Raw genomic sequence first — 22687 nt, forward strand, 5'->3', positions numbered from 1 at the left:
AAATAAAACATAACTTTAGTTTAGTTAAGTTTGCTAGAATTACTAAAAAACTATAACAAAATCATATCATCTCGGTGAATGACTTCACTGCTTGGTGCAAATACAAGCAACTCAGTTATTTGCGATGAATGACAGCCTTTAATTTGATCAATTTCTTGATGGTTAAAGTTAACAAGGCCTTTAGCAATACATTGCCCTTGGCAGGTCACCACTTCAATCACATCACCACGCTCAAACTGCCCTTTCACAGTCTTTACGCCTTTTGCCAGTAAGCTTGCGCCACGTTCTCTAAGCGCAAGGCTTGCGCCATCATCAATCACTAATTGCCCCGTGCTTTTAGGCCCTGCAAGTAACCATTTTTTGCGGCCATCTTTTGGTGCGGTGAGTTTTAAAAAGCGTGTACCAGGGAGCTTGTCGGCCATGCAATTTAAAATCACATTTTTGCCTGCGCCTTTGGCAATAATTACCTCAACACCGGCGCGACGTGCAATATCGGCTGCTTGCAGTTTGGTTGCCATACCACCGGTACCTAGGGTGGTGCCACTGCCACCAGCTAGCTCTCTGAGCTCATCATTAATATGCTCAACTTCATTGATAAGTGTTGCATTGGCATCAGAGCGAGGATCGCCTGTAAATAAGCCTTCTTGGTCAGTTAACAATAACAGCTTTTCAGCATTCGCTAATATTGCGACTAAAGCAGATAAGTTATCGTTATCACCCACTTTAATTTCGGCGGTGGCTACAGCGTCGTTCTCGTTGATAATTGGCACCACATTGTGAGCGAGTAGTGCATTTAAAGTATCGCGAGCATTTAAGTAACGTTCACGGTCTTCTACATCGGCGCGGGTCAGTAGCATTTGCCCTACATTCACACCATACAAAGCAAACAGACTCTGCCAAATATGAATAAGCTGCCCTTGCCCAATTGCGGCAAGCATTTGTTTTTCAATCAAAGAGCGACCACAGGGGGTAATGAGTTGCTCGCGACCTGCAGCAACCGCGCCGCTTGATACTAAAACAACCTGATAACCCTGTTTTTTTAATTCACAACATTGGCGAACAAGTTCAACCATGTGTGCTTTATCTAATTTGTCGGTACCGCCTGTCAGCACGCTTGTGCCCAGCTTTACAACAACGACGTGTGGCCTTTGCATTTGATTCTTATATTCTGCATCTTGAGGTAGTTTGGGTATATATATACCAGCTAACAGTTTTTGAACAAGTTAAAAAAATTCATGCTAGGATCGCGCTCTCGTTTTTTTACTCAATAGCGACGCCTATGCCAGCCAGTTTATGCTTAATTATCGCGACCTTTTTATGGGGTAGCTCCTACATTGCTTTAAAGCATGCAATCAATGTTTATGATCCTGTGTTAGTGATTTTTTTAAGAATGCTAACCACGTTATTGATTAGCTTATGTTTATGGCGCTATATAATTCGCTTTGAATTCAAACCAGGTGACTGGAAGTACTTAATTGGTATGTCACTGGCTGAGCCTTGCTTTTATTATTTATTTGAAGGGCATGCCCTTGAATACACTTCGGCATCGCAAGCTGGGGTGATTGTCTCTTGTTTACCAATTATCGTCGCTATTTTGGCGTTCTTAATTTTAAAAGAGTACATCAGTAAAGCCATTGTCGTTGGTTTTACCTTATGTATTGGCGGCAGTATTTTATTAACGCTATTATCACCAAGCACAGAGCAAGCCCCTAACCCACTGCTTGGTAACTTTTTAGAGTTGATGGCGATGGTTTGCGCCGCGTTTTATACCGTGAGCGTAAAACACTTAGTCGCACGTTACTCACCGCTGACCTTAATAGCAATTCAAGGGTTCAGCGGTAGCTTATTCTTTGCGCCTTTTTTATTTTTCATCGAACTACCCAGCGAAAATCAGCACGACTTAAGTGCCCTACTGAGCATTTTATATTTAGGCTCATGTGTCACTTTAGGCGGCTATGGCATGTACAATTACGCCATCAGTAAGGTGTCGGTATTAACCGCTGCCGCTTACTCAAACCTCATTCCAATTTTTGCGTTGATTTTGTCTGCCATTTTACTTGGCGAAGTTCTGACACTTTGGCAATGGGTGAGTATTGCGGTGGTATTTGCCGGTGTTATTGTTAGCCAACGTCATCAAGAACTCAAAGTTGACGTAGACGATAATTTATCAGCCGACACCAATAATCTAAAATCAGTCCCAGAAGCTAACGAGTCAAAAGGATAACAGGTTAATAAATAAAGGCCTGATTGTGCTAAAAATCCTTGTTCGCTTTGTTGAATAACATCAATGCTGCGAACTTGATAGTGTTCAATTTGGCCATTTTGCAATTGCATACTGAATTGCTCACCCACTTTGACATGTCTTAGAAATGCAAAGTGGGTGTCGTTATGACCCGCAATCAACACCCCATTTGTGCTGCCAAGTTCACCGCTTGGCAAAAAATGCCCGGGGGCAAACGCGAGGTTTCGCCCCGATGCACCAGCAAGTACAGTCAATTCTTGCTGCTGGCTTGGCCATTCTATGTGTGCAGTGACATAACCATCGGCGTAAAACCAAGGCCTCACTTGCTGATTAGGACTTTGCAAAGCTTGCTGCCAAGCAGATTCAATCAGAGCCTGAGCCAGCCAAGCTTTCGCCTGCATATATCCACCATTCACAAACAATGCGATGCCAAGTAAGGCGCTGCAAACTGGCAGCGCTTTTTTTAGCGTCGCCATTGCCATAACCACGAGAATGAAAGCAGCAACAATCCTAGTAACATAAACACCCGGCTTTGTCCGTCGGTTTGCGGTAGCGTCATGCCGTTAGGAAGTTTGTTGCGTACTTGCATTGAACGCTCTGCAATCTCATTATCCGCATAGTTATCAACTGCAATAAAGGCTGTAAAAGGGCTAAGTAAATGATGCTGAAGTGCTAATGTCTCGACTTCTGCGCGTACCGCATCCTTTTCATTATAAAGCAGTAGTGACTTAATTTTTTGTCTTGCCCAGAGTCTAGCGATACCTTCGCCGTTTGCGGCATTGGCCGTTGCTAAATTAATCGTCATTGGCCCTGTGTTTGTTTGCCCCTTTAATGTTAAGTGCTGACTGCCATCAAGCTTCACGGCAACCAAAACCGGCTCTGAAAAATACAAGTCAGGTAATGGCGATGGCCAATACTCAAGGGCTGCTTTGTCGCCTTCAAGTGCAAGTTCTGTAACCGCGGGATGGGCTAGCTTATCAAATAGCAGCTGCATTTTTGGCTGTACTTGGCTGGTGCTACTTATAAAAGTGAATGTACCACGGCCAATATCCGCAGCTCTGGTCATAAAAAAGCTATTAGGCGCGCTACCAATACCGACGGTAAAGAGTCGGCTGTCACCTAAATCTGTTTGAATTTGTTTAAATAGCTGTGTTTCGTTACCCACACTGCCATCGGTTAAAAACACCACTTGGCGAACAAAGCCATCATGGTGTTTACCATCAAGTACCTGAGTCAGTGCTTTTGCTATTTCGGTGCCGCCATCGGCTTGTAAGCCATAAATAAAGCGCTCTGCACGGCGAATGTTAAAGTCATTGGCAATCATTGGCGTGTCACTTAATACCGACACTTCATTATCAAAGCCTATGATGTTAAAACTGTCATTTTCATCCAATAATGAAAGGGCATAAAACAAGGCTTGTTTAGCCTGCTCCATTGATTGACCATGCATTGAGCCAGAGGTATCTACAACAAACACCATTTCGCGAGGCAGACGAGCTTGCGAAGTAAAGTGATCGCTAGGCGGTACTAACATCAGTAAACCATATTCTTGCCCTGCTACTGTTTCGGTAAAAAATGCAGCCTGTGAGTGGGCTTTATCAAGGGGCTTAAATGTCAGCTCAAAGTCTCTATCCATCGGAACATCACGATTAAGTGATAACTGGTACCGACCAAAGCTTGGGTTATCGATTTGCATGCCCGCTAAATTAGCGCTGATATCACTCAGCTCAAGGCCAATATCCATCGCAATTGCAAGGTTTAGGCTCGCATCAGACTCTTGGCTTTGTGCACGATGAAAAACAGGCTTTAGCCACGCTGATGCCAATTGCGCTGTATCAGCTGTTGCGTCGCTCTGTTGTTCTGTGTCTTTTGTTTCTAGATTCACTTTTTGCTGCAGTTCTGCCGTTAAAGGTTCGTAGCGCGGCGTAATAGTGGTTGGAAAACGCAGTGAAAACACACCATCTCGAAAGCCGATTATCTCTTGGTATTGCAAGGTAATTTCAATCTCTTCCCCTGCTCCAAGGTTTGCTACATCAGTAGAGAAAATATTCGCACGTTGCTGACGTACTAAAGCGGCGCGTTTACCCTGTTTTTGGGCTTGCTCAAATTGCTGTTCAGCCTGCTGCTTAAGGGCAATATTACCGGTGATAATGCGCTCACCAATTTGCATTTGCATGGCATGAACTGCGCTTTCATCTGGTAACGGAAACACATAACGGGCATTTACTGCAAACGGGTGCGGGTTTTGATAACGCTGTTTAACAACAACATGATTAATAAGCCCAGTGAGCGTCATAGTGACATCGTTTTTCACTAATAAGCCCGACGACACTTGGCTATTTGAATCATCATAAAATCGCAGTTCGGCACTAGCATTGGCTGCAAATGCAGGGTTAACTGCATAACCTAATAAGAGGATAAAAAGGCTCCCAAAAAGGAGCCTTTTGGTACGGTTACTCAACATAATATGTCACTCCATCGACCGATGAATTAGTGGTTACTTTGTGCTGTACGTAAGCTGCTTTGTGACACAGGGCGTGTCGTTAAGGTTACGCGGCGGTCAAACACGTTGTCTTCGTAGTTATTTGAATCGGCAACACTTTGCTGCTCACCAAAAGCAGTTGCGGTTAAGCGCGTATGAGGCACACCTTGTTTAATTAAGTAGCTTTGCACTGCATTTACACGCTGTTTTGAGAGCATTAAATTAGCCAATTCATCACCACGCTGGTCTGCAAAGCCATTTAAGTCGATAGCCAGATTTGGCTGAGCGATCAGTAACTGTGCGACTTTGTCGAGTTGATTAGCAAAGTGTGGGGCTATTTCGCTAGAGCCGGTTTTAAACTGCACCGTCATCGCCAATAGGGTGTTCAATTGGGCTTGTAACAACTGCTCTTTTTCGTCAGCTAATAATTCAAGCTGCTCACTTAGGGCTGCGTTATCGGCAATCACTTGTTGGTAATCAGCGGTTTGCTCTTTCATTACAACTAATGCGTGAGCTTGTTCATCAATGGTGTTTTCTGCCGCTTCTTTTTCGCCAATTAAGCCACCTGCAAACGCGCCAATAAATGCACCCACTGGGCCGCCGACTATACCGCCAACAAGGGCACCTGCACCTAAGCCAATAGCTGTTTCTTTTGGTGTTTCTTGTTTAGTTTGACTCGCAGCGTCTGCAAAAGGGGCTACAGATACAGCAGACGTAATAACAGCGGCAATAATTAATTTTTTCATGGTTTAATCCTTTTTCTACTTAATTGCTTGGCAACATTGGTTGGTGTTGCGAACTTGGTATGGAGCTATTAAAACAAGTCGAAATGGCAATAAAGGGGATCAAAAAAGGCAAACTGCTGAGCAATTGTGGCAGAAAAATGGCAATCGCGTTTTTGCCAGTACGCAAGGCAAAAAATTAGGTATAGTTCGCTATAGAAAGAATTTAAGTAAGTATTAACAATGAAGAAAATAGCAATCGTTGAAGATGAAACAGCAATCCGCGAAAACTACACAGAAATGCTCAGCGCTCAGGGCTATCAGGTTGTAGGCTTTGCTGACAGAGCCAGTGCTGAAGTGGCATTTAGTCAATCTTTACCAGATTTAGCCATTGTTGATATTGGCCTTGGTCATGAAGTGGATGGTGGTTTTTTACTTTGCCAAACATTACGCAGTCTTTCTAAAACCTTACCGATTATATTTTTAACCGCCCGCGATAGCGAAATTGATACCGTATGTGGCCTGCGCATGGGTGCTGACGATTACTTAACCAAAGACATCAGTATGGCGCATCTTGCTGCTCGCATAGGTGCCTTGTTTAGACGCCTTGATGCCTTCGATCAACCCGCCGATCAAACTGCTCTTTTGCATCGCGGCCCGTTAAAGTTAGATACTCAGCGCATGCAGGTTTTTTGGCAAGAGCAACTGGTTGATTTAACTGTGACAGAATTTTGGATGGTACATTCACTTGCACAGCGTCCAGGCCATGTAAAAAGCCGCAACGAATTAATGAGTGATGCGAAAATTTATGTTGATGACAGCACTATTACCTCACACGTAAAACGCATTCGTAAAAAGTTTATTGCTTTAGATGGTGCATTTGACTGCATTGATACCGTTTACGGTATGGGTTATCGCTGGGAGCAAGCTTAATGCTGCGTTTGGGGCTTAGAACAAAGTTTATTTTCTTATCCTGCTTTTTATTTTTATTGCCTTGGCTTGGCTATGAATATGTTTGGGAAATGGAAAAATTCTTAAGACAAGGGCAAGAAAAAACCTTAGTGGGCACCACCCGCGCACTCGCAACCGCATTACATGAGCGCCCTGCTTTGTTTGACTCGCAAACCAACTTTTTAGATCAAGTTGTAAAAGGCCGAGATTTATATGCTTACAACCTAAATAACCCGATTCAACTTGATGGTAAATTGTCGGAATGGCAGCCGTATCAAAGCTTATTTTGGCATTATGACAAACGCTACCTACAGGGGCTAAGCAATGAGCATCAAGAAAGTGATCTAAGTTTTGATCACATGGTAGGCAAATACGAAAACTACCTTTATGCGGCTTTTAAAGTCACAGACAGCTCGCTGGTGTATCGTGCTAAAAATGTGCTTAGCTTTACCCGTAATGATCACTTACAGATCATGTTAAAAACACCTGAAGGTGAGTTTAAACGTTATGTGGTGGCCGCCCGTCAAGATGGTTGGGTTAATGCCTTTGATGCCACAACACAGGAGCCTGTCACAAAAATCCAAGGTTATTTTAAAAGCACCGACACGGGTTACAACATAGAACTGCGTTTTCCGCTTTCGATGCTAGGTAATAAGCTTGGTTTTGCGATTGAAGATTGGGATGAAGACAAGGTTGAGCCTCAGCTAATGTCGACCTCAAACCTACAAAACCCCAATGATATCGGCTCAGTTTTAGTGCCTTCACCAGAAATTAACCGTATTTTGAAAGGCATGGGCCACAGTGGCAGCCGAATTTGGGTCGTCGATAACCATCATCGCGTACTTGCACAATCAGGCTCAATTCATCATGCCGATGGCGTTTGGGCAGACGGCCTAAAAGATGCGCCGGCAACAACATGGTGGCAACGCTTTGAGCAAGATTACTTACACCCACTTTACTATAAAATTTTAACTCGCCCAGAAAATGAGTTCATTGATACCTTACATGATGTCGCTGCGATGCAAGGTACTCACATTGCCAGTGCTTTAAATGGGAAACCAGCATCATCATGGCGCTTAACTCCAGATAACAAAGCCGTTATTTTATCGGCGGCCTACCCTATTTGGATCCAAGATAAAGTCATTGGTGCAGTAATCGCAGAAGAAACCACCAATGGCGTGCGCACCCTACGTAATAAATCGTTAGAAAAGCTCTTTAATGTCATTTTAGCGGTGATGCTTGTAGGCACTGTGACGCTATTCTTTTTTGCTTCAAGAATTTCCAGCCGTATTCGCCGCTTACGTGACAACGCCGAGCAAGCCATTGATGCCCAAGGGCGCATCACCGGCAAAATTACTTATGCCGATTCGAATGACGAAATTGGCGACCTTTCTCGCAGCTTTGCCAACATTGTTAGCCGTTTAAGTGGTTATACTGATTACTTAGAAAATATGTCATCACGACTCTCCCATGAACTGCGTACGCCTGTGGCTGTTGTGCGCTCTTCACTTGAAAACTTACAAATGCAGCCGCAATCTGAACTGAGTCAAAAATACCTCGACCGTGCCAGTGAAGGGGTTGAGCGGTTAGGTAAAATTATTACCACCATGAGTGAAGCAACGCGCCTTGAACAAAGTATTCAAAGTGCCGAGGCAGAAGAATTTGACCTGACCAAAGTGATCACCGGCTGCATGCAAGGCTATCAAATAACCTATGGTGAAAGCCTATTTACCTTGTCGCTTTGTAAAGAGCCGTTAAATGTTAGTGGTGCACCAGAATTTATTGCCCAATTACTCGATAAGCTCATCAACAACGCACTTGAGTTTAAAACCCCGCAAAGCACAATTTCAGTCAGCTTAACCAAGCAAGAGCAGCATGCATTATTAAAAATCAGCAACCAAGGACCTTGCTCCCTGACGGTTTAGTTGAACACATTTTCGACTCAATGGTCTCGGTGAGAAGTCAGCAACATCAGCAGCAGCCACACTTGGGTTTAGGTCTTTATATTGTAAGGCTTATTTGCGATTACCATCACGGTAAAGTATTGGCAGAAAATTTAGCTGATGGCACAGGTGTTGTGTTTACTGTGGAGCTGCCTATTAAATAAGCATATTTGCGTTACATATGATTACAGTTTAGTGGCGCGATATTCACCGATAATTCAGATTACAGGACGTAATATTTGTAATACAAAAGGCAAATTATTCTTTGGAGGTCATCATGCGATCTGGATTACAACGTGAAGAGATTGAGTTCATTATGGGGCTATTTAGCTATAATGAAGCAACCGATAAACCAGCGGCTCCAAAAAAGCAGCCTGTAAAAGCTGACACTAAAAAAGTTGATACAGCGCAATATAAAGCAAACTACAAAGCAACTTATTTGACCTGAGTAAGCTGAGATCATTACAATGGCGCACCTTTGGAATATAACGCTTTGTAATGAAAAAACACTCACCTAAAAAAGAACTGATTTTACTGCCCGTTTTATTCGTGGCTATTTTACTTTGTGTTGCAGGTCACTTCCTACTCCAGCCCAACTATCAAGACAGCCATACCGTTGAGTATTTACTCGCTGCACTGCCATTTGCCTTGTTTGGATTGGTGATTATCGCCTTTAAAGTTGCCAGTAAAAACGATAACCAAGAATAGATCACAACACGTGATAGCCAAACCAATCGGGCTTCATTGCTTGTGCTTGCCCGCTTGGCGTTAATTTGATTGATAAGTTGCTATCTAACAAGTCAATCGCAAAACAATCGTCTACATCGTGTAAATCATCTTTATGAAGGTGTGTCATCCCTGCCAGTAAAGATTCTTTAGCGCGTTGCTTTGCTTCTTCACTGCTACGGGCAACGTACAATGCAAAATCATGCTGCTCTGCAAGGCTATCAGCTCGGTAAGCACCCAAATTCACAAAATACAGTTTTTCGGCTTGGTGATGCGCACTATCAACCACTTCGACCTGATAACCATCAATGTGCTGAATTTGCATGTAGCTATCCATGTGTACGTTGCTTTTATCACCCACCCATTGTGCTTTTAGTTTTGAGTAGGTTTGCTCAATGCTATCGCCTACGACAAATCGAACGTCGTGCATTTCAATGTGGCAACCTTGAATACGACCACCCAGATAGACTAAAAAAAGCGCCATGTTTTTCCTTATATTAAGCTTTCAACATTAATGTTGTGCTTTTTGATTAATTTATAAAAATCTGAGCGATTACGTTTCGCAAGCTTTGCGGCTTCGGCAACATTACCCGCTGACATTTTCAGCGTATTAATTAAATAATCTCGCTCAAATTCTTTTTTTGCATCATTTAACGAAAGTGGCTCAGCAATACTAACATTACTATTTAATGCACTCTCAACTAACTGAGCAGCTATCACTTTACCAGGTGTAAGGGCTACTACCTGCTCTATCACATTTTGTAATTGACGGATATTACCCGGCCAATCATAGCGCACCAAAGCATGCATCGCATCATTGGCAAACTGCTTTTGCTCTTGCCCCATACGTTTAGCAATTAGACCTGCAAAATGCTGTGCTAGCAAACTAATATCTTCTCGGCGTTCACAAAGCGGAGGCAGTTTTAAGTTCACCACATTTAATCGGTAATATAAATCTTCACGGAACTGCTGATTATTGATTGCCTCTGGGAGGTTCTTATGAGTCGCCGACACCACCCGCACATCAATTGGGATCTCTTCTTGAAAGCCCACAGGGCGAATGGTTTTCTCTTGTAAAACCCTCAGTAGTTTTACCTGTAAATTTAGCGGCATATCACCAATTTCGTCTAGAAAAAGGGTCCCACCTTGAGCTTGTTGAAACAAACCTTGATGGTCTTTGACTGCGCCTGTAAACGCGCCTTTTTTATGCCCAAACAATTCAGACTCTAAAAGCTCCCCCGGCACAGCGCCGCAGTTAATTGCCACAAATGGCCGTCACTAACATGGCTATGTTGATGTATTGCTTGTGCAAGCAACTCTTTACCTGTGCCGCTAGCACCGGAGATCAACACATTCACTTGCGTTGGACCAAGCAATTTAACTTGCTCAAGTAAATGCAACATCGCGCCGCTACGGGTGACAATATTTGTTTGTGTCGGTGTTTCATCACCGTGTACACCATGGATCTCAATAGCTTTAGCAAGGCTGTCGAACAGCTCATCTTTATCAACTGGTTTGGTAATAAATGCAAAAATACCTTGCTTCGTCGCTTCCACTGCATCAGGTATCGAACCATGTGCTGTCATCATAATCACCGGCATTGAAGGGTAACGACTTTGTAACTGGCGATGTAGAGCCATGCCGTCCATTTCATCCATTCTTAAGTCAGTGATCACCGCATCATAGGTTTGGTTTTTTAACGTTTGTAATGCCTCAATGCCACTTTCGACTGTGCTTACCAAATAGCCTTTAGACTCAATTCTAATCGCCAGTAACTTTAATAAACTCGCATCGTCATCTACTAATAAAACCCGTGGTTTTGTTACTTCATTCATGGTTACTGCTCCTTGGTTTCTTCACGTAGCAGAAGTTGTTGTTCGATAGTCGCAAGCGACGATAAGGTTTTTTCCATTTCATCACTTAGCGCCTGCTTAGCTTGTTTTGCTGCTAAATTCTGTTGTAAATATTGCTTTTGTAACCATAGATACTGCTTAATATCATCTGGCCAATAAAAAGCATGGTCACTTTTTTCAAGCTGACTAAGAGCTTTTTCTGGCTCTGAAGCACCGAGTAAACAAATCGACTCAAACAGACGCTTTAGCTCATTTTCGCCAACATAATTTGCTTTATCAGAGCTTGCCTTAAAGCCACCGCACTTGGCAGCATGCCAAGCAATGACTGTACTTGCAGGCGGATATAACGGCTCACTTTTCGGCCGAGGCTTTGGATTAGGTTGCCCTTGAGGTTTCACTTCTGTTGTCGGCTCTACTTGCTCTGCCTCAACATGCTTTTGCGTGATCGTGCACCCTGTTATAAAAAGTGTGCCTATAACAAGCATAAAACTGGCTTTATTCGCTAAGCCCATATCAGTTAACTCCTTGGGTTAATTGAATTGGTAAAATGGCTGTAAATACACACCCTTGTGGCTCATTATCTGTAATAGAGAGCTTACCGTTTAATTGTTCAACGGTTTCTTTAACTATGGTTAAACCGAGTCCGCTGCCCATTTCAGTATGTTGTTTTGCATTTTTGCCTTGGTAAAAAGCCCCAAATACAGCGGCTTTTTCAGTATCCTCTATCCCTACTCCTAAGTCGCTGACACACAAAATTAACTGTCCCTGTTTTAAGCTTGCTTTTATTGTCACTGACTCATGTTCCGGCGAAAACTTTAACGCATTTGAAGTCAACTGAATGAGCACCATTTCAAGTAGCTCAATTGATATAAACAAAGCTTTATTTGGTAACTCGTTCACCCACACAATGGATAAGTCACGCGCTGATAATCGGTGCTCAAAATGACGCTCAATTTTATTCATCATCAAGTTAAAATTAAGCTCGCTTAGGCTTTGCTTACTCGTGCGAATAGCGTTGTAACTCAATAAGCTTTCAATCATGGCTCTGAGCCGCACCATACTTTGCGTTATTAGCCCAAGGACAGCTTGCTGCTCACTATTGATTGGGCCAACAATTTCATCTGCGAGTAAGTCTGTGCCTTCAACCATCGAAGCTAGGGGCGTTTTTAATTCATGTGTCACATGGCGTAAAAACGTATCTTTTTGCTGCTCAAGCATATGTAGCTGTGCTTGAACCCACTCTAGTTTGTTACCTAATTCAACTAACTCTGACGAGCCTCGAACTTGAATTTTTTGCTGCCAATGGCCTTGTCCAAGTTTATCAATAACATGTGTGAGTTCCCTGAGCCGTCCGCTGATCCGCCAAAGAAACCCGCCCCCGACTAATAAAGTGAGTGGAATTAACGCAACTAACCAATTAATAAATGAAGCTTGAAGTGCTTTTAATTGCTGCTGATTTTTTGTGATGCGTAATTCATTTTGCTCTTTGAGCCAATTTGTTTGCTCACTGATAAGCTTACTAGCGGGTGCAAACAGCTCACCATCTTGCTTTTGTTCTATTAATAAATGTTGATGCGCAAACTGTAATACCTCAGCCAATTGCCGCCACTGCGAGACATAATCAGCGGTTGGGCTTAAGAAAATGAGTTCATCGACACTTTGTAATGACGATTGCCACTTGTTGGCAATCAAGCTATCGAGGGATTCACTTTTAAGCACCCAGTTTTGTCGAGTTGCCCTTTCTAGGCTGTTTAAGTCTTGTTTGAGGTTATTAAATGCTTTAGTTATCTCGTAATTGTCACCAACGATTTCTTGAGTCACCGCAAGCTGCTTATTAAGCGCATTTAAAAATAAAATCACCACCAAAGATAACGGTAGTAAAGACAGCAAAATGCTACAGACAAACTGGCCAATAAGACTAGGTCGCCAATTGAGTAACTGTTTTATTTTTATTGCTACTGTATTTTGCATATTCACTCTCAACATAATTGCAGATGCTGATTATTAGCGAACAAACTTAGACACTCGCTGAATCCGACCTTAAAAAGTACTGATTTTCCCCCAAAAACCGATACAAAGTTGCTATTTGGCAACAAACTAACTCATTGAAATAAAATAGATAAACTTTTAACACCTGAAAATCGTTGCAAAAAAGACACAACACCCTGTAACTATTTCGCATTCAAATCCACACGAAAACCATAACCACCTGATAATTAATAACTTTTAATATTGGCACTGATTTTGATTAGTACTAAGCAAATTAGTTATTTAGGACACAAAATGAAAGTAACGGCCCCGGTAGCCACCCTGCTTATAAGTCTGTTCTCAGTTCATAGTTACGCACTTGATTTGCAGACAACATTTAATGAGCTAGATAAAGACAGCAATGGTTTTTTGAGTGAAGCAGAAGCATCTGAAGATGCCTTGTTGCACGGCAACTTTACGCAAATTGATAGTAATCAAAATGGCCAAATTTCATTTTCTGAGTTTCAGTCGTTTATTCAATAGGAGATTGTAATGAAACAACTTTTAGCTGCATTCTCGCTGATGTTTTTAGTTATCAGCGCCACCGTTTTAGCATCACAAATGGATGTTCGATTTGCTAAATTTGATACAAACGCCGATGGCGAGATTTCATTAACTGAAGCAACCAAACACGATAACTTACTTAAGCAATTTGCCGATCTGGATGAAAACGGCGATCAGGTTTTGTCTGAACAAGAGTTTGAAAAATTCAAACCTTAACGGCTTAAAGTGCTTGCCATAATCCCAGAGGGAATGTGTAAACGGATTTAAATTTTGGGAGTTAAATTATGGCAAGCACTTTTATTTAGGAGGCAATTATGAGAATTTTCTGGCTTGCTCCATGCACCTTAATTACTATAAGCTTCAATAGCTTAGCATTGGACGTAAAACAACGCTTTGATCACCTAGATAAAGATAAAAATGGCTTTTTATCTGAGCAGGAACTGTCATCGCAACCGCACTTGCAAAAACGCATAGCGCAGTGGGATACAGATAAAGATCAACAAATCTCGCTCCTTGAGTTTAAACACTATTTAACAAACAAGAGTTAAAGTAATGTCAAAATTAACCTTTGCCAGCCTAGTTTTAAGTTGTGCATTTAGCACAATGAGTTTTGCTGCAGATAGTATTGGTGAAAAATTTAAACAACTTGATCGTAATAACGATGGTTACCTGACTCGCTCAGAGTCTGCGAGAGACCCAGCTCTGTGGTCGCGATTTAAAAATTACGACAGTGATAAAGATAATAAATTATCCCTCAGTGAGTTTAAGATTTATGCGAGCAAATAAAGAGTTATAGTTAATTATTAATCTCTGCTGAGTTGCAGTTTACTGCAACTCTGATACTGTTTTCATAAATCAATAAAAACTATTAGAAGATTATGAAACTCATCATCAGCTTACTCGCAACAGCTTCACTTAGCTGCTTTGCCAACACCACTGTTATTTATAATGTAAATGGCTATACGCCTACCTATAAAGGCGAAACCCAACACTTTTCTGCACTGGTTTTTAAAGACGGTAAAATCGTAAAAACAGGCAATGACTCAATTAAAAATAGCTTCCCTGATGCCACCGCAATTGATGGCAAGCAAGCCACATTGTTACCAGGCTTAGTCGATGCTCATGGTCATGTGATTGGTTTAGGAAATAACCTTTCACAACTTGATGTAAGGAATACGCGCTCGGCAGATGAGGTTGGCAAAATGCTGGCTGAGTTTGCCAAAGATAAACAAAGTTGGATCATTGGTCGCGGTTGGAACCAAGAGCAATGGCCTGGCGGTGAGTTTCCAACTGCAGCTGATTTAGACAAATACGTAAAAGACAAACCTGTGGTGCTTTCTCGCGTTGATGGTCATGCTGTGTGGGTTAACTCAAAAGCCATGGAACTTGCAGGTATTGCCAAACAAACTCCCTCTCCTGCTGGCGGTGAAATTTTAAAGCTAGATTCTGACTTACCTTCAGGGGTATTCATTGATAAAGCCGAAACGCTTATTACTCAGCATGTACCAAAAGTAAGCCATGCCAGCATAAATACAGCCTTAGATAATGCAGGTAAACATCTACTAAGTTTAGGCATCACATCAACCCATGATGCCGGTATCGATTACGACACGTGGCAAGTATACAAGCAGCGCTCTGAGCAAAGTACTCTTCCTGTCAGAATCGTAGCCATGCTAAGTGCTGCCGATCCTCAATTAGAAACCATGCTCAAAGCGGGTAAATATAAAGACATGAATGACATGCTGTCGATTCGCAGTGTCAAAGTGTATGCGGATGGCGCTTTGGGAAGCCGAGGCGCAGCCCTCATTGAAGAGTACGCTGATCGTAAAAATCATCATGGCTTAATGCTTGAAACTCAAGAAAAGCTTGAGCAGCTATTTAACCTAAGCTTTTCCCATGGCTTTAGTGCAAACACTCATGCAATTGGTGATAAAGCCAATCACGTAGTACTCGATGCCTATGAAAATGTATTTAAAAAAACCGGTGGTATTTTACTTCGTAACCGAATTGAACATGCACAAATCGTGACTCCTGAAGATATTCCTCGTTTTAAAACATTAAAAATTATTCCATCAATGCAGCCTGTTCATGCAACCTCTGATATGCATATGGCTGAGCAACGCCTGACTGAAAAACAACTTGAAGGGGCGTATGCTTGGAAGACCTTTTTAGCACAAGGCTCAGTGATTGCAGCGGGTTCTGACTTTCCAGTGGAGCTTGCTAACCCATTTGATGGTTTATATTCGGCCATCACCCGAATGGATCATAATCAATTACCAGAAGGCGGCTGGCGACCACAAGAGCTGCTATCGCGTGATGAAGCTTTGCGTGCATTTACTTTAGGTGGTGCTTATGCTGCACATCAAGAGTTTAAGGTAGGCAGTTTAGAGCAAGGTAAATGGGCTGACTTTATTTTGATTGATAAAGACTATTACAAAGCGCCAATTTCTGAAATTCACGATATAAACGTGACGCAAACTTGGATTGCGGGCGAGCTGAAATATAAAAAAGAGGAATAATATTACTCGGCGTCAGCTTTTTGCTGACGCTTTAATTTAACGATGTGGTAAATATTCACAAACGCCAGTAAGCCATTAGTGAAGGCAACGGGCACGGCTCCTATTGCTAATCCGTAGAAGGTAAATGCAATACACCCTGCTAAGTTAAGCCAACGTAGTTTTACTACATCGCTCATTGTCAAAGAAGCAACCAACAGTGCTGACGCTAAATAGCCTAAATATTCCCAACTCAATTGTTCTCTCCTAGGCTTTAGGTTAGCATTGGAGCTTGTCATTTTTTTTGACGCACTCTGTGCTATTTTGACAATAAAATAAAAAAGCTAACTTACTAAAAACCTTGTAAAGCTTAAGAATAACCTTGGCTTTAAAATCATTACACGGGAAATGAAGGTATCAGTAACGTGAAACACCTTACTAGCAAGTTAGCGTAAATTCTTAGAATCTTAATGCTAACGTCATTAAGATGTAATAAATAGGACAATTGTCCGAAGAGCGGCGTTAATGTTTCAATATCATTTTTCAAGCTACCTTGTTGACCAATTACTGACATTTGCTGGCAGCAGTTTTCAACAAGCTAAAAAAGAAGTGCTGATCCACCAAGATCAACCCTTGTCAAAACTCGTATTAGTGAGAAGCGGCACAGTGTCGTTCAGCTATGACGTGGGTAATGGTCGACGCCTTCTTTTAGGCCAGCTTGATTGTAACAACACACTGATAGGTGAAATTGAAGCTCTGAATAACTATCCGTGTATTTATACAGTTACGTGCTTTAGCGATGTAAGCTATAACCTAATAGAGCTCAAGCATTGGCGCGCACTACTGTTAGAAAAGCCAGAGTTAAGCTTGTACACAGCGCAAACAATTGCCGCTAAATTCCAAGAAAACCAAAAAATAAACTTAGATAAGCTGCTATTACCACTTAGCTACAACATAGCTAAAGATTGCTTATTAAGAGCTGAAAACAGCAACCCAACGTTACTGCGTGCCTACCCTACCGTAAATGCTGAAGCTGAGCGCTTTGCTACCACCGAAAGAGCATATAGACGCGTCGTTACAGAGTTAGTTGAAAAAGGCTTAGTGCAAAGAAGTAATCAAGGTTTACAAGTAGTAGATATCGACAAGCTTAGTGATTACGTCGATAGTTTTGCGCAGTTATAAGTGTAGGACACACTCATAACTGCAAGGGTATTCAAACTTACTTTTCTACAAGTAAATCATGAATATTAGCTAAATCTGACTTACCTTCGATAATTTCGTCTGGCGTTAGGCCTGAAAGCTCATGAGGGAACACAAGCCACTCTTCAGACTCATGAATGAAGTAATCTGGCACCATGTCTACTTTTGAGTTCTTTGGCTTGTAGTATGGGCAAGCAACGCGAATATCACGTGGTAGATTTAAGCGCATTAATTCAGAAAGCTTTTCTTTTAATGCAAAAATACTGCGGCCAGAATCGAACACGTCATCAACGATTAGTAATGAGTTATCTGCATTGGCATTTTCGATGATGTAATGCAAACCGTGAACTTTAATTTCTTTAGATTGCTGGTTAATACCGTAATACGAAGAAGTACGCACTGCGATATGGTCAGTTTCGATGCCTTTATAATCGTAATATTCTTGAACTGCGATACCAATTGGAGCACCACCACGCCAAATACCAATGATGAAATCAGGACGGAAACCATCTTCATAAACTTGTGCCGCAACACGAAATGAATCTTCAAGAAGCTGCTGCGCAGTGATATAGCACTTATCTGACATAAATAGAGACCCCAGTGTGAAATGATCATTCTAGTGTAGCTAATTTAATAAAAACTAACCACAGGATGAGAAAATGTGGGGCGGGATTTTATACTAATTTACTCAAAAAAGCTTGTATCAGTTTGTAAAATTCCCCTTTAAATCAAAAAAGCCCCTTAACTTAGATAAAGTTAAGGGGCTTTTAATTAGCTACAGAAAAAGTAAATTGCTTATGCTTTTTCTAGTAAAGTTCTTGCAACGGTACGCATACCTTGTGTTGTTGCGCCTGCAGCCCACTCGCTTGTGCTACCCATGTTAAATGCAGCAGCAAGGTCAATGTGCACCCAACCTTTGCCTTCATTTGGTACAAAGCGTGATAAGAAACCAGCCGCATTAGAAGCACCACCGTAACCACCACCTTTTTGAGGACGGCTATTTGCGGTATCTGCATATGGCGACGGGCAATTTTGTTGATGCCATTTTTCAAGTGGTAATGGCCATGCAGCTTCCATTTCTTGCTCTGCAAAGTCTTGTACGTCACGTACAAGCTCTTTATCAAGACCGAACAATGCATTGTACTCTTGACCAACAGCAACAAGCGCAGCGCCTGTTAGTGTTGCCGCATCAATGATTAATGGCGCGCCAGACTCACCTGCAGCCATTAAGCCATCAGCTAGGACTAAACGGCCTTCAGCATCGGTATTAACGATTTCAACTGTAGTGCCATTTTTATACGTTAAGATATCACCAAGTTTGTAGGCATGACCTGAAATTAAGTTTTCAGCACAACATAAGAACAATTTAATACGTTTGTTGATACCACGGCTAATAGCAAGTGCTAAGCCTGCAGTTACTGTAGCAGCACCGCCCATGTCGCACTTCATGCCTAACATGCCTTCACTTGCTTTGATTGAGTAACCACCTGAGTCAAAGGTAATGCCTTTACCAACTAAAGCGGCCGCAACAGGTGCGTTTTCGTCGCCCGTTGGGTTGTAATCTAATGCCAATAATACCGGTGGACGCTCACTACCACGGCCTACCGCGTGAATACCAATCCATTGTTGTTCTAATAAAGCATCGCCTTTAATGATTTGGTAGCTTACGTGCTCAGGCGCTAATGACTGAATAAACTCAGCAGCTTTACCAGCTAGGCTCTCTGGGAAAATATCATCCGCAGTGCCATTGATCATTTGACGAGCCCACGTCGCAGCTTGCTTTAACGAAGTCAGCTCTTTGCTGTCTGTTTTTGCATTTTCAACAAACTCAATTGCGTCTAAATTCTTTGGTGATACAAAACCTTGATAAAAAGCCCACTGTGTTTCTGTGCACCAAACATCGCCTACTAAGGCAATATTTTTTAAGCCTTGATTAGCTAACGTACGTGCTGCTTTTTGTACGTTTTTAAGTGTATCTTGCTCAGTTAAATGAACAGTTGCGCCTTGTTCAGTAAAAGAAAGAGCGGCTTTTTCGCCCCAATGTGCGGCAGCGCCCTGCTCGCTAAGTTGAACTAGAAATTTTTCTGACATGTTAGAATACTCTTTGCGCTAAAAATGTTGATTGAGTTTACTACAGCCAACGTCAGTTCCCAACAGCTTGCGATAAATAGCGTTATGAAGTGTGGTTTAATCCGCGTAATGAATCACTTACAATAAAGAAAAACCAATCAGGTAAAGTCATGAAGTTTACTCCTGCATTACAATCAGCCACCTTAATTAAGCGCTACAAGCGCTTTTTAGCCGACTTAAAAACTGCCGATGGTGCAGAGTTTACAGCTCACTGTGCTAATACAGGCAAAATGACGGGCTGCGCAGAGCCTGGGTTTAAGGCTTTTTATTCAACCAGTGATAATGATAAACGTAAGTACCCTCAATCCTTGCAATTAACTCAGAACCAATTCGACCACTTAATTTGTGTTAATACCGCTATTGCAAACCAGGTTGTGCTAGAAGCTTTAAATACAGGCGCGATTGCTGAACTTGTTGACTATCAAACCATTGCTGCAGAAGTAAAATACGGCCAAGAAAATAGCCGTATCGACTTTTTACTAACAGATGAACATAAACCCCATTGCTATGTAGAAGTAAAATCTGTGACATTACTTTCACAAACAGAACCACACTCCGGACAAGGGTATTTTCCGGATGCAAAAACTGAACGTGGCCAAAAACATGTCAGGGAATTAGTAGAAATGGTACAGCAAGGGCATCGTGCCGTTCTGCTTTTTGCAGTTTTACACGACGGTATCAATCAAGTAAGTGCAGCAGAACATATCGATCCGAAATATGCCCAGCTTTTGACTGAAGCTATAAAAAAAGGGGTTGAAGTGATAGCTTATAAAGCAGAAATTTCAGCCAGCCAGATCAGACTGGCTGAAAAAGTACCTTTTATTGCTTAGTCATTGACAGGTCGACTTCATCAATCAGGTTAAGCTCAATATCTTCATCTTTAAAAAGTAAAGGTCTAAGCTTAGCCGACTGAGAATAATAGCGACTTTGATCATCAAAATGTTCTGAATGTGAGTCTGAACTTTGTGACATGGTTAACAAACCTTTTGCCTCAGGGCCATTTTCTGTAAAGTTCATTACAAACATCCAACTAGAGCCATAGTTAACAGGGTATCCCTGCGGCGTTAAGTTTGATGCAAGAGGTTTACCCGTCACAGCATCATTTAGAACAGCATAATCCGTGTAGGGGATTAGTGTTGAACGCGTTAAGTTACTGCGATCATACCTGAACACGTTAAACCCACCTTCCACATGCATAGGACCAGCCCAAGGTAGCTTTTCACCTGAGCCACTGCCACCGGCAAGTGATTTTTCGACAAACTGTAATTCATCTAAGCGACTATCCAGTGCAACATTATTTGCTTGTAAATTATAAACAGCATGTGCCAATGCAGTTAAAGCAACTTTATCTTTGCGTAATGTATTTGGCGTATTAGCAGGGTTAGTCACATCAAAATTGTCATAAAGATGCTCTTTTGCGTTAAATAAGTGCGCAAACTCGCGAAATAAAGCAGCACCTTGCGTATCTAAGTTCATTTTACCATCGGCATTAGCTAATAAATCACATGCTTGGCTGATATCAACTTGCGTACCGTTACTTAATTCAATTGGTAAGTCCCCTTGTGCAAAACATTGTAATGCCAGCTCTTCAAACACTAAACTCTCAAGGTAAAAGTGATTACCAACTAATGCCTGCTCTAACTCATCCAAGGTAAATTTAGCATCTTCGCCTCCTCCTTGCTGAAGAAGCTTCAATCCCATTCTTGTTCTTAGTGATAGGGGTTTATGCACATCACCATATTGAGCCGCAAAGCCGATGAGTGGCTCGTTAAGATTAGTAACCCAATAGCTGTCATTAGAATTTTGTACATAATCTGTGCGTGTTAATTGCGGCGCTTCGTTAAATGGTACTTTGCCTTGGCTTTCAAATAGCTTCATATTGCCAGGAACAATGTCAAAGCCGACGGACTCTCTCAAAGCAACAAGCTCTGGTTGTAATCGAATGGCTAAGTTCGCTTGATCGTCAAGCTTTAAAACCGTGCTATCGTCAACATAAAAGACATTACCTTCTTTGTCTGCTGCCATGGTGTTATTGAAAGACACACCATCAAACTCAGCAAAGGCTGCTTTCATATCTTCAAGGCTTACAGCTTGGTTTAAAGCCGACCACTGAGCAACGACATCCATATTAAATTCGTTAGCATCTTTTATCGTAAATGCTTGAGTATCACTCCAACCTAAGCCATTTTCTACAGGTGTTTCGAGCATTAATCCATGATGGCTATAATAAAAGGGCTTGCTCAACTCAATTGTGCTGCCAGCACCAGTAGCCACTTCAACAGTAACGACTTTTTCAGTAATTGAGTACTGCTCATCTTCAACACTATAACTCATTCTATCATTTTCATTTAAAGCCAATTGATAAATTAAAAAGTGACGCGCAGTCGAAAAAGTATGCGTCCAAGCTACATACTCATTAAAGCCAATATTAATAACGCCCGGCATTCCCTGAAGGCTCCCCCCCATTACATCCATAGCACCAGGTATGGTCAAATGAGACTGCCAAAACCGCAAATTTCCCTCATAAGGAAAGTGTGGATTAGCGAGTAATCCTCCTTTGCCATTGCGGCCATCATGTCTTTACCTAGGCCCCAACCGTTTGAACCCAAATGTTTATATTTTTTTTCAAGTTTAAATTGCGCAGCTTGCTGAGCAATGTTGTTAGTGATACTAGAAACAGCTGAAGGAGCACCGCTCATTGGTACAGGTAAATATTCATTGCTATCCCCAGGGTTGGCAAAAAAAGCTAACTCTAAAAAATTAGCTGAACTGGCTAACTGCACGGTAGCCATTGAATAGGCAAGCATATCTTGTGCTGTTAGTTGGGTAACCCAAGGTTGCGATGCACACTCTGGAGCAAGGTTTTCAACACCGGTGTCTGTTACGTATTTATTAAACCCCTGTACAAACCCCTCGTAGTGGGCGCGACTGTCTTCATTGAGTTCATCATAATGTTGCAGTGCGAACTCATTCACTCCTAATGCTTTATAACCAAAGTCTGATATTAAGTGCTGTGAATCTCCACTTCCAGCAACCTTATCTGGGCCATAGTGTTTTGAGCGTTCGCCTCGCACTTTAATAATTTGGTCCATTAATAAGCAAGCATAATCTTTTGCATATGCAAACCCTGCTCCAAACGCCAAACTCTCTAAATTTGCTGCTGTGATATGGGGTACACCATAGGTTGTCCATCGCACATTCGCTTGTAACGTATTGCCTTCGGAAAATGCAGGAATATCTACTTTTACAACTGGATCTGGGTCAGGGGTAACAACGGGAGCTGTGGTGTCATTGTTATCTTTATCTGAATTACAGCCGACGAGCAAAGCCGCAGCAATACCGATTAGCAGGGGATTGAGTTTCATTGTGGATCCTTATTATGATTGTATGTCCACCCCCCAGCTTGCCTTA

At 42.0% G+C, this 22687-nt stretch carries 24 protein-coding genes and 2 pseudogenes; 12 read left to right on the plus strand and 14 right to left on the minus strand.

The window, feature by feature from the left end; translation table 11 throughout:
- Window positions 1-50: 50 nt before the first annotated feature.
- Window positions 51-1154, minus strand: coding sequence for a glutamate 5-kinase (gene proB, locus ACRWSG_RS04935; RefSeq protein WP_054551200.1), 1104 nt, complete (start codon window positions 1152-1154; stop codon window positions 51-53).
- A gap of 125 nt (window positions 1155-1279) precedes the next feature.
- Here proB and ACRWSG_RS04940 point away from each other — a divergent pair, with 125 nt between their 5' ends.
- Window positions 1280-2224 (plus strand): DMT family transporter, encoded by a 945-nt coding sequence (locus tag ACRWSG_RS04940; RefSeq protein WP_054551338.1) that lies wholly within the window; start codon window positions 1280-1282, stop codon window positions 2222-2224.
- Here ACRWSG_RS04940 and ACRWSG_RS04945 read toward each other — a convergent pair.
- The 3 genes from ACRWSG_RS04945 to pdsO are packed head-to-tail and all read right to left on the minus strand — an operon-like array spanning window position 2134 to window position 5470.
- A complete protein-coding gene (locus ACRWSG_RS04945; protein WP_462165792.1) occupies window positions 2134-2718 on the minus strand; it encodes a class GN sortase in 585 nt (194 codons plus the stop codon). The two genes, ACRWSG_RS04940 and ACRWSG_RS04945, sit on opposite strands and share 91 nt — an antisense overlap.
- Window positions 2706-4706 (minus strand): marine proteobacterial sortase target protein, encoded by a 2001-nt coding sequence (locus ACRWSG_RS04950; RefSeq protein ID WP_462165793.1) that lies wholly within the window; start codon window positions 4704-4706, stop codon window positions 2706-2708. The genes ACRWSG_RS04945 and ACRWSG_RS04950 overlap by 13 nt, the downstream gene beginning before the upstream one ends.
- A gap of 26 nt (window positions 4707-4732) precedes the next feature.
- Window positions 4733-5470, minus strand: coding sequence for a sortase-associated OmpA-like protein PdsO (gene pdsO / locus ACRWSG_RS04955; protein ID WP_462146790.1), 738 nt, complete (start codon window positions 5468-5470; stop codon window positions 4733-4735).
- 219 nt (window positions 5471-5689) lie between these two features.
- Between pdsO and pdsR the strand changes: the two genes are divergently transcribed.
- The 4 genes and pseudogenes from pdsR to ACRWSG_RS04975 all read left to right on the plus strand — a co-directional run bounded on the left by pdsR (window position 5690) and on the right by ACRWSG_RS04975 (window position 9048).
- Window positions 5690-6379: a proteobacterial dedicated sortase system response regulator gene (gene pdsR / locus ACRWSG_RS04960; RefSeq protein ID WP_209327138.1), complete on the plus strand. Its 690-nt coding sequence runs from the start codon at window positions 5690-5692 to the stop codon at window positions 6377-6379.
- Window positions 6379-8504: pseudogene (gene pdsS, locus ACRWSG_RS04965) on the plus strand (proteobacterial dedicated sortase system histidine kinase). The gene pdsR and the pseudogene pdsS overlap by 1 nt, the downstream one beginning before the upstream one ends.
- Window positions 8505-8617: 113 nt before the next feature.
- Entirely contained in the window at window positions 8618-8788 is a 171-nt protein-coding gene (locus ACRWSG_RS04970) for a hypothetical protein (RefSeq protein ID WP_156426462.1), read from the plus strand.
- 50 nt (window positions 8789-8838) lie between these two features.
- Entirely contained in the window at window positions 8839-9048 is a 210-nt protein-coding gene (locus tag ACRWSG_RS04975; protein WP_054551195.1) for a hypothetical protein, read from the plus strand.
- Between the two features lies 1 nt (window position 9049).
- Here the strand turns inward: ACRWSG_RS04975 and ACRWSG_RS04980 are convergent, their stop codons facing one another.
- The 5 genes and pseudogenes from ACRWSG_RS04980 to ACRWSG_RS05000 all read right to left on the minus strand — a co-directional run bounded on the left by ACRWSG_RS04980 (window position 9050) and on the right by ACRWSG_RS05000 (window position 12890).
- Window positions 9050-9550 carry a DUF1543 domain-containing protein gene (locus ACRWSG_RS04980; protein ID WP_054551194.1) on the minus strand — a complete coding sequence of 167 codons (501 nt, stop codon included), beginning with the start codon at window positions 9548-9550 and terminating at the stop codon, window positions 9050-9052.
- An 8-nt stretch (window positions 9551-9558) separates the two neighbouring features.
- Window positions 9559-9912 carry an AAA-type ATPase lid domain-containing protein gene (locus ACRWSG_RS04985; protein WP_462166899.1) on the minus strand — a complete coding sequence of 118 codons (354 nt, stop codon included), beginning with the start codon at window positions 9910-9912 and terminating at the stop codon, window positions 9559-9561.
- Window positions 9913-10007: 95 nt separating this feature from the next.
- A pseudogene (locus tag ACRWSG_RS04990) lies at window positions 10008-10901 on the minus strand (sigma-54-dependent transcriptional regulator); the annotation flags it as partial.
- A 2-nt stretch (window positions 10902-10903) separates the two neighbouring features.
- On the minus strand, window positions 10904-11431 hold the full coding sequence (locus tag ACRWSG_RS04995) for a hypothetical protein (protein WP_462165794.1): 528 nt from the start codon (window positions 11429-11431) through the stop codon (window positions 10904-10906).
- Between the two features lies 1 nt (window position 11432).
- Window positions 11433-12890 (minus strand): HAMP domain-containing sensor histidine kinase, encoded by a 1458-nt coding sequence (locus tag ACRWSG_RS05000; RefSeq protein ID WP_462165795.1) that lies wholly within the window; start codon window positions 12888-12890, stop codon window positions 11433-11435.
- Between the two features lie 312 nt (window positions 12891-13202).
- Here ACRWSG_RS05000 and ACRWSG_RS05005 point away from each other — a divergent pair, with 312 nt between their 5' ends.
- The 5 genes from ACRWSG_RS05005 to ACRWSG_RS05025 all read left to right on the plus strand — a co-directional run bounded on the left by ACRWSG_RS05005 (window position 13203) and on the right by ACRWSG_RS05025 (window position 15970).
- Complete coding sequence (locus tag ACRWSG_RS05005; protein WP_054551190.1) at window positions 13203-13430, plus strand: EF-hand domain-containing protein; 228 nt, start codon at window positions 13203-13205, stop codon at window positions 13428-13430.
- A 9-nt stretch (window positions 13431-13439) separates the two neighbouring features.
- The gene (locus ACRWSG_RS05010) at window positions 13440-13667 is read left to right on the plus strand and encodes a PLC family EF-hand domain-containing protein (protein ID WP_054551189.1); all 228 of its coding nucleotides are present in this window, start codon (window positions 13440-13442) and stop codon (window positions 13665-13667) included.
- A 98-nt stretch (window positions 13668-13765) separates the two neighbouring features.
- Window positions 13766-13999, plus strand: a complete 234-nt coding sequence (locus ACRWSG_RS05015; RefSeq protein ID WP_054551188.1) for an EF-hand domain-containing protein — start codon at window positions 13766-13768, stop codon at window positions 13997-13999.
- 4 nt (window positions 14000-14003) lie between these two features.
- The gene (locus ACRWSG_RS05020) at window positions 14004-14237 is read left to right on the plus strand and encodes an EF-hand domain-containing protein (RefSeq protein WP_462165796.1); all 234 of its coding nucleotides are present in this window, start codon (window positions 14004-14006) and stop codon (window positions 14235-14237) included.
- A gap of 92 nt (window positions 14238-14329) precedes the next feature.
- Window positions 14330-15970 (plus strand): amidohydrolase, encoded by a 1641-nt coding sequence (locus tag ACRWSG_RS05025; protein WP_462165797.1) that lies wholly within the window; start codon window positions 14330-14332, stop codon window positions 15968-15970.
- Between the two features lie 2 nt (window positions 15971-15972).
- Here ACRWSG_RS05025 and ACRWSG_RS05030 read toward each other — a convergent pair whose 3' ends face one another.
- Complete coding sequence (locus tag ACRWSG_RS05030) at window positions 15973-16203, minus strand: YgjV family protein (protein ID WP_054551185.1); 231 nt, start codon at window positions 16201-16203, stop codon at window positions 15973-15975.
- A gap of 268 nt (window positions 16204-16471) precedes the next feature.
- Between ACRWSG_RS05030 and ACRWSG_RS05035 the strand changes: the two genes are divergently transcribed.
- Window positions 16472-17128, plus strand: a complete 657-nt coding sequence (locus ACRWSG_RS05035; RefSeq protein ID WP_054551184.1) for a Crp/Fnr family transcriptional regulator — start codon at window positions 16472-16474, stop codon at window positions 17126-17128.
- A gap of 37 nt (window positions 17129-17165) precedes the next feature.
- On the opposite strand, the gene ACRWSG_RS05040 is transcribed toward ACRWSG_RS05035, so the two are convergent.
- Together ACRWSG_RS05040 and pepB are read right to left on the minus strand one after the other, a co-directional pair.
- On the minus strand, window positions 17166-17732 hold the full coding sequence (locus tag ACRWSG_RS05040) for a phosphoribosyltransferase (RefSeq protein ID WP_054551183.1): 567 nt from the start codon (window positions 17730-17732) through the stop codon (window positions 17166-17168).
- A 209-nt stretch (window positions 17733-17941) separates the two neighbouring features.
- Complete coding sequence (gene pepB, locus ACRWSG_RS05045) at window positions 17942-19237, minus strand: aminopeptidase PepB (RefSeq protein ID WP_054551182.1); 1296 nt, start codon at window positions 19235-19237, stop codon at window positions 17942-17944.
- 149 nt (window positions 19238-19386) lie between these two features.
- On the opposite strand from pepB, the gene sfsA reads away from it, so the two are divergent.
- On the plus strand, window positions 19387-20106 hold the full coding sequence (sfsA, locus tag ACRWSG_RS05050; RefSeq protein ID WP_138599599.1) for a DNA/RNA nuclease SfsA: 720 nt from the start codon (window positions 19387-19389) through the stop codon (window positions 20104-20106).
- Here sfsA and ACRWSG_RS05055 read toward each other — a convergent pair.
- Together ACRWSG_RS05055 and ACRWSG_RS05060 are read right to left on the minus strand one after the other, a co-directional pair.
- On the minus strand, window positions 20096-21790 hold the full coding sequence (locus ACRWSG_RS05055; protein ID WP_462165798.1) for a penicillin acylase family protein: 1695 nt from the start codon (window positions 21788-21790) through the stop codon (window positions 20096-20098). The two genes, sfsA and ACRWSG_RS05055, sit on opposite strands and share 11 nt — an antisense overlap.
- Window positions 21766-22641, minus strand: coding sequence for a penicillin acylase family protein (locus ACRWSG_RS05060; protein ID WP_462165800.1), 876 nt, complete (start codon window positions 22639-22641; stop codon window positions 21766-21768). Before ACRWSG_RS05060 ends, ACRWSG_RS05055 begins: the two co-directional genes overlap by 25 nt.
- Window positions 22642-22687 lie beyond the last annotated feature (46 nt).

Source organism: Pseudoalteromonas sp. GB43 (genome assembly GCF_054923805.1).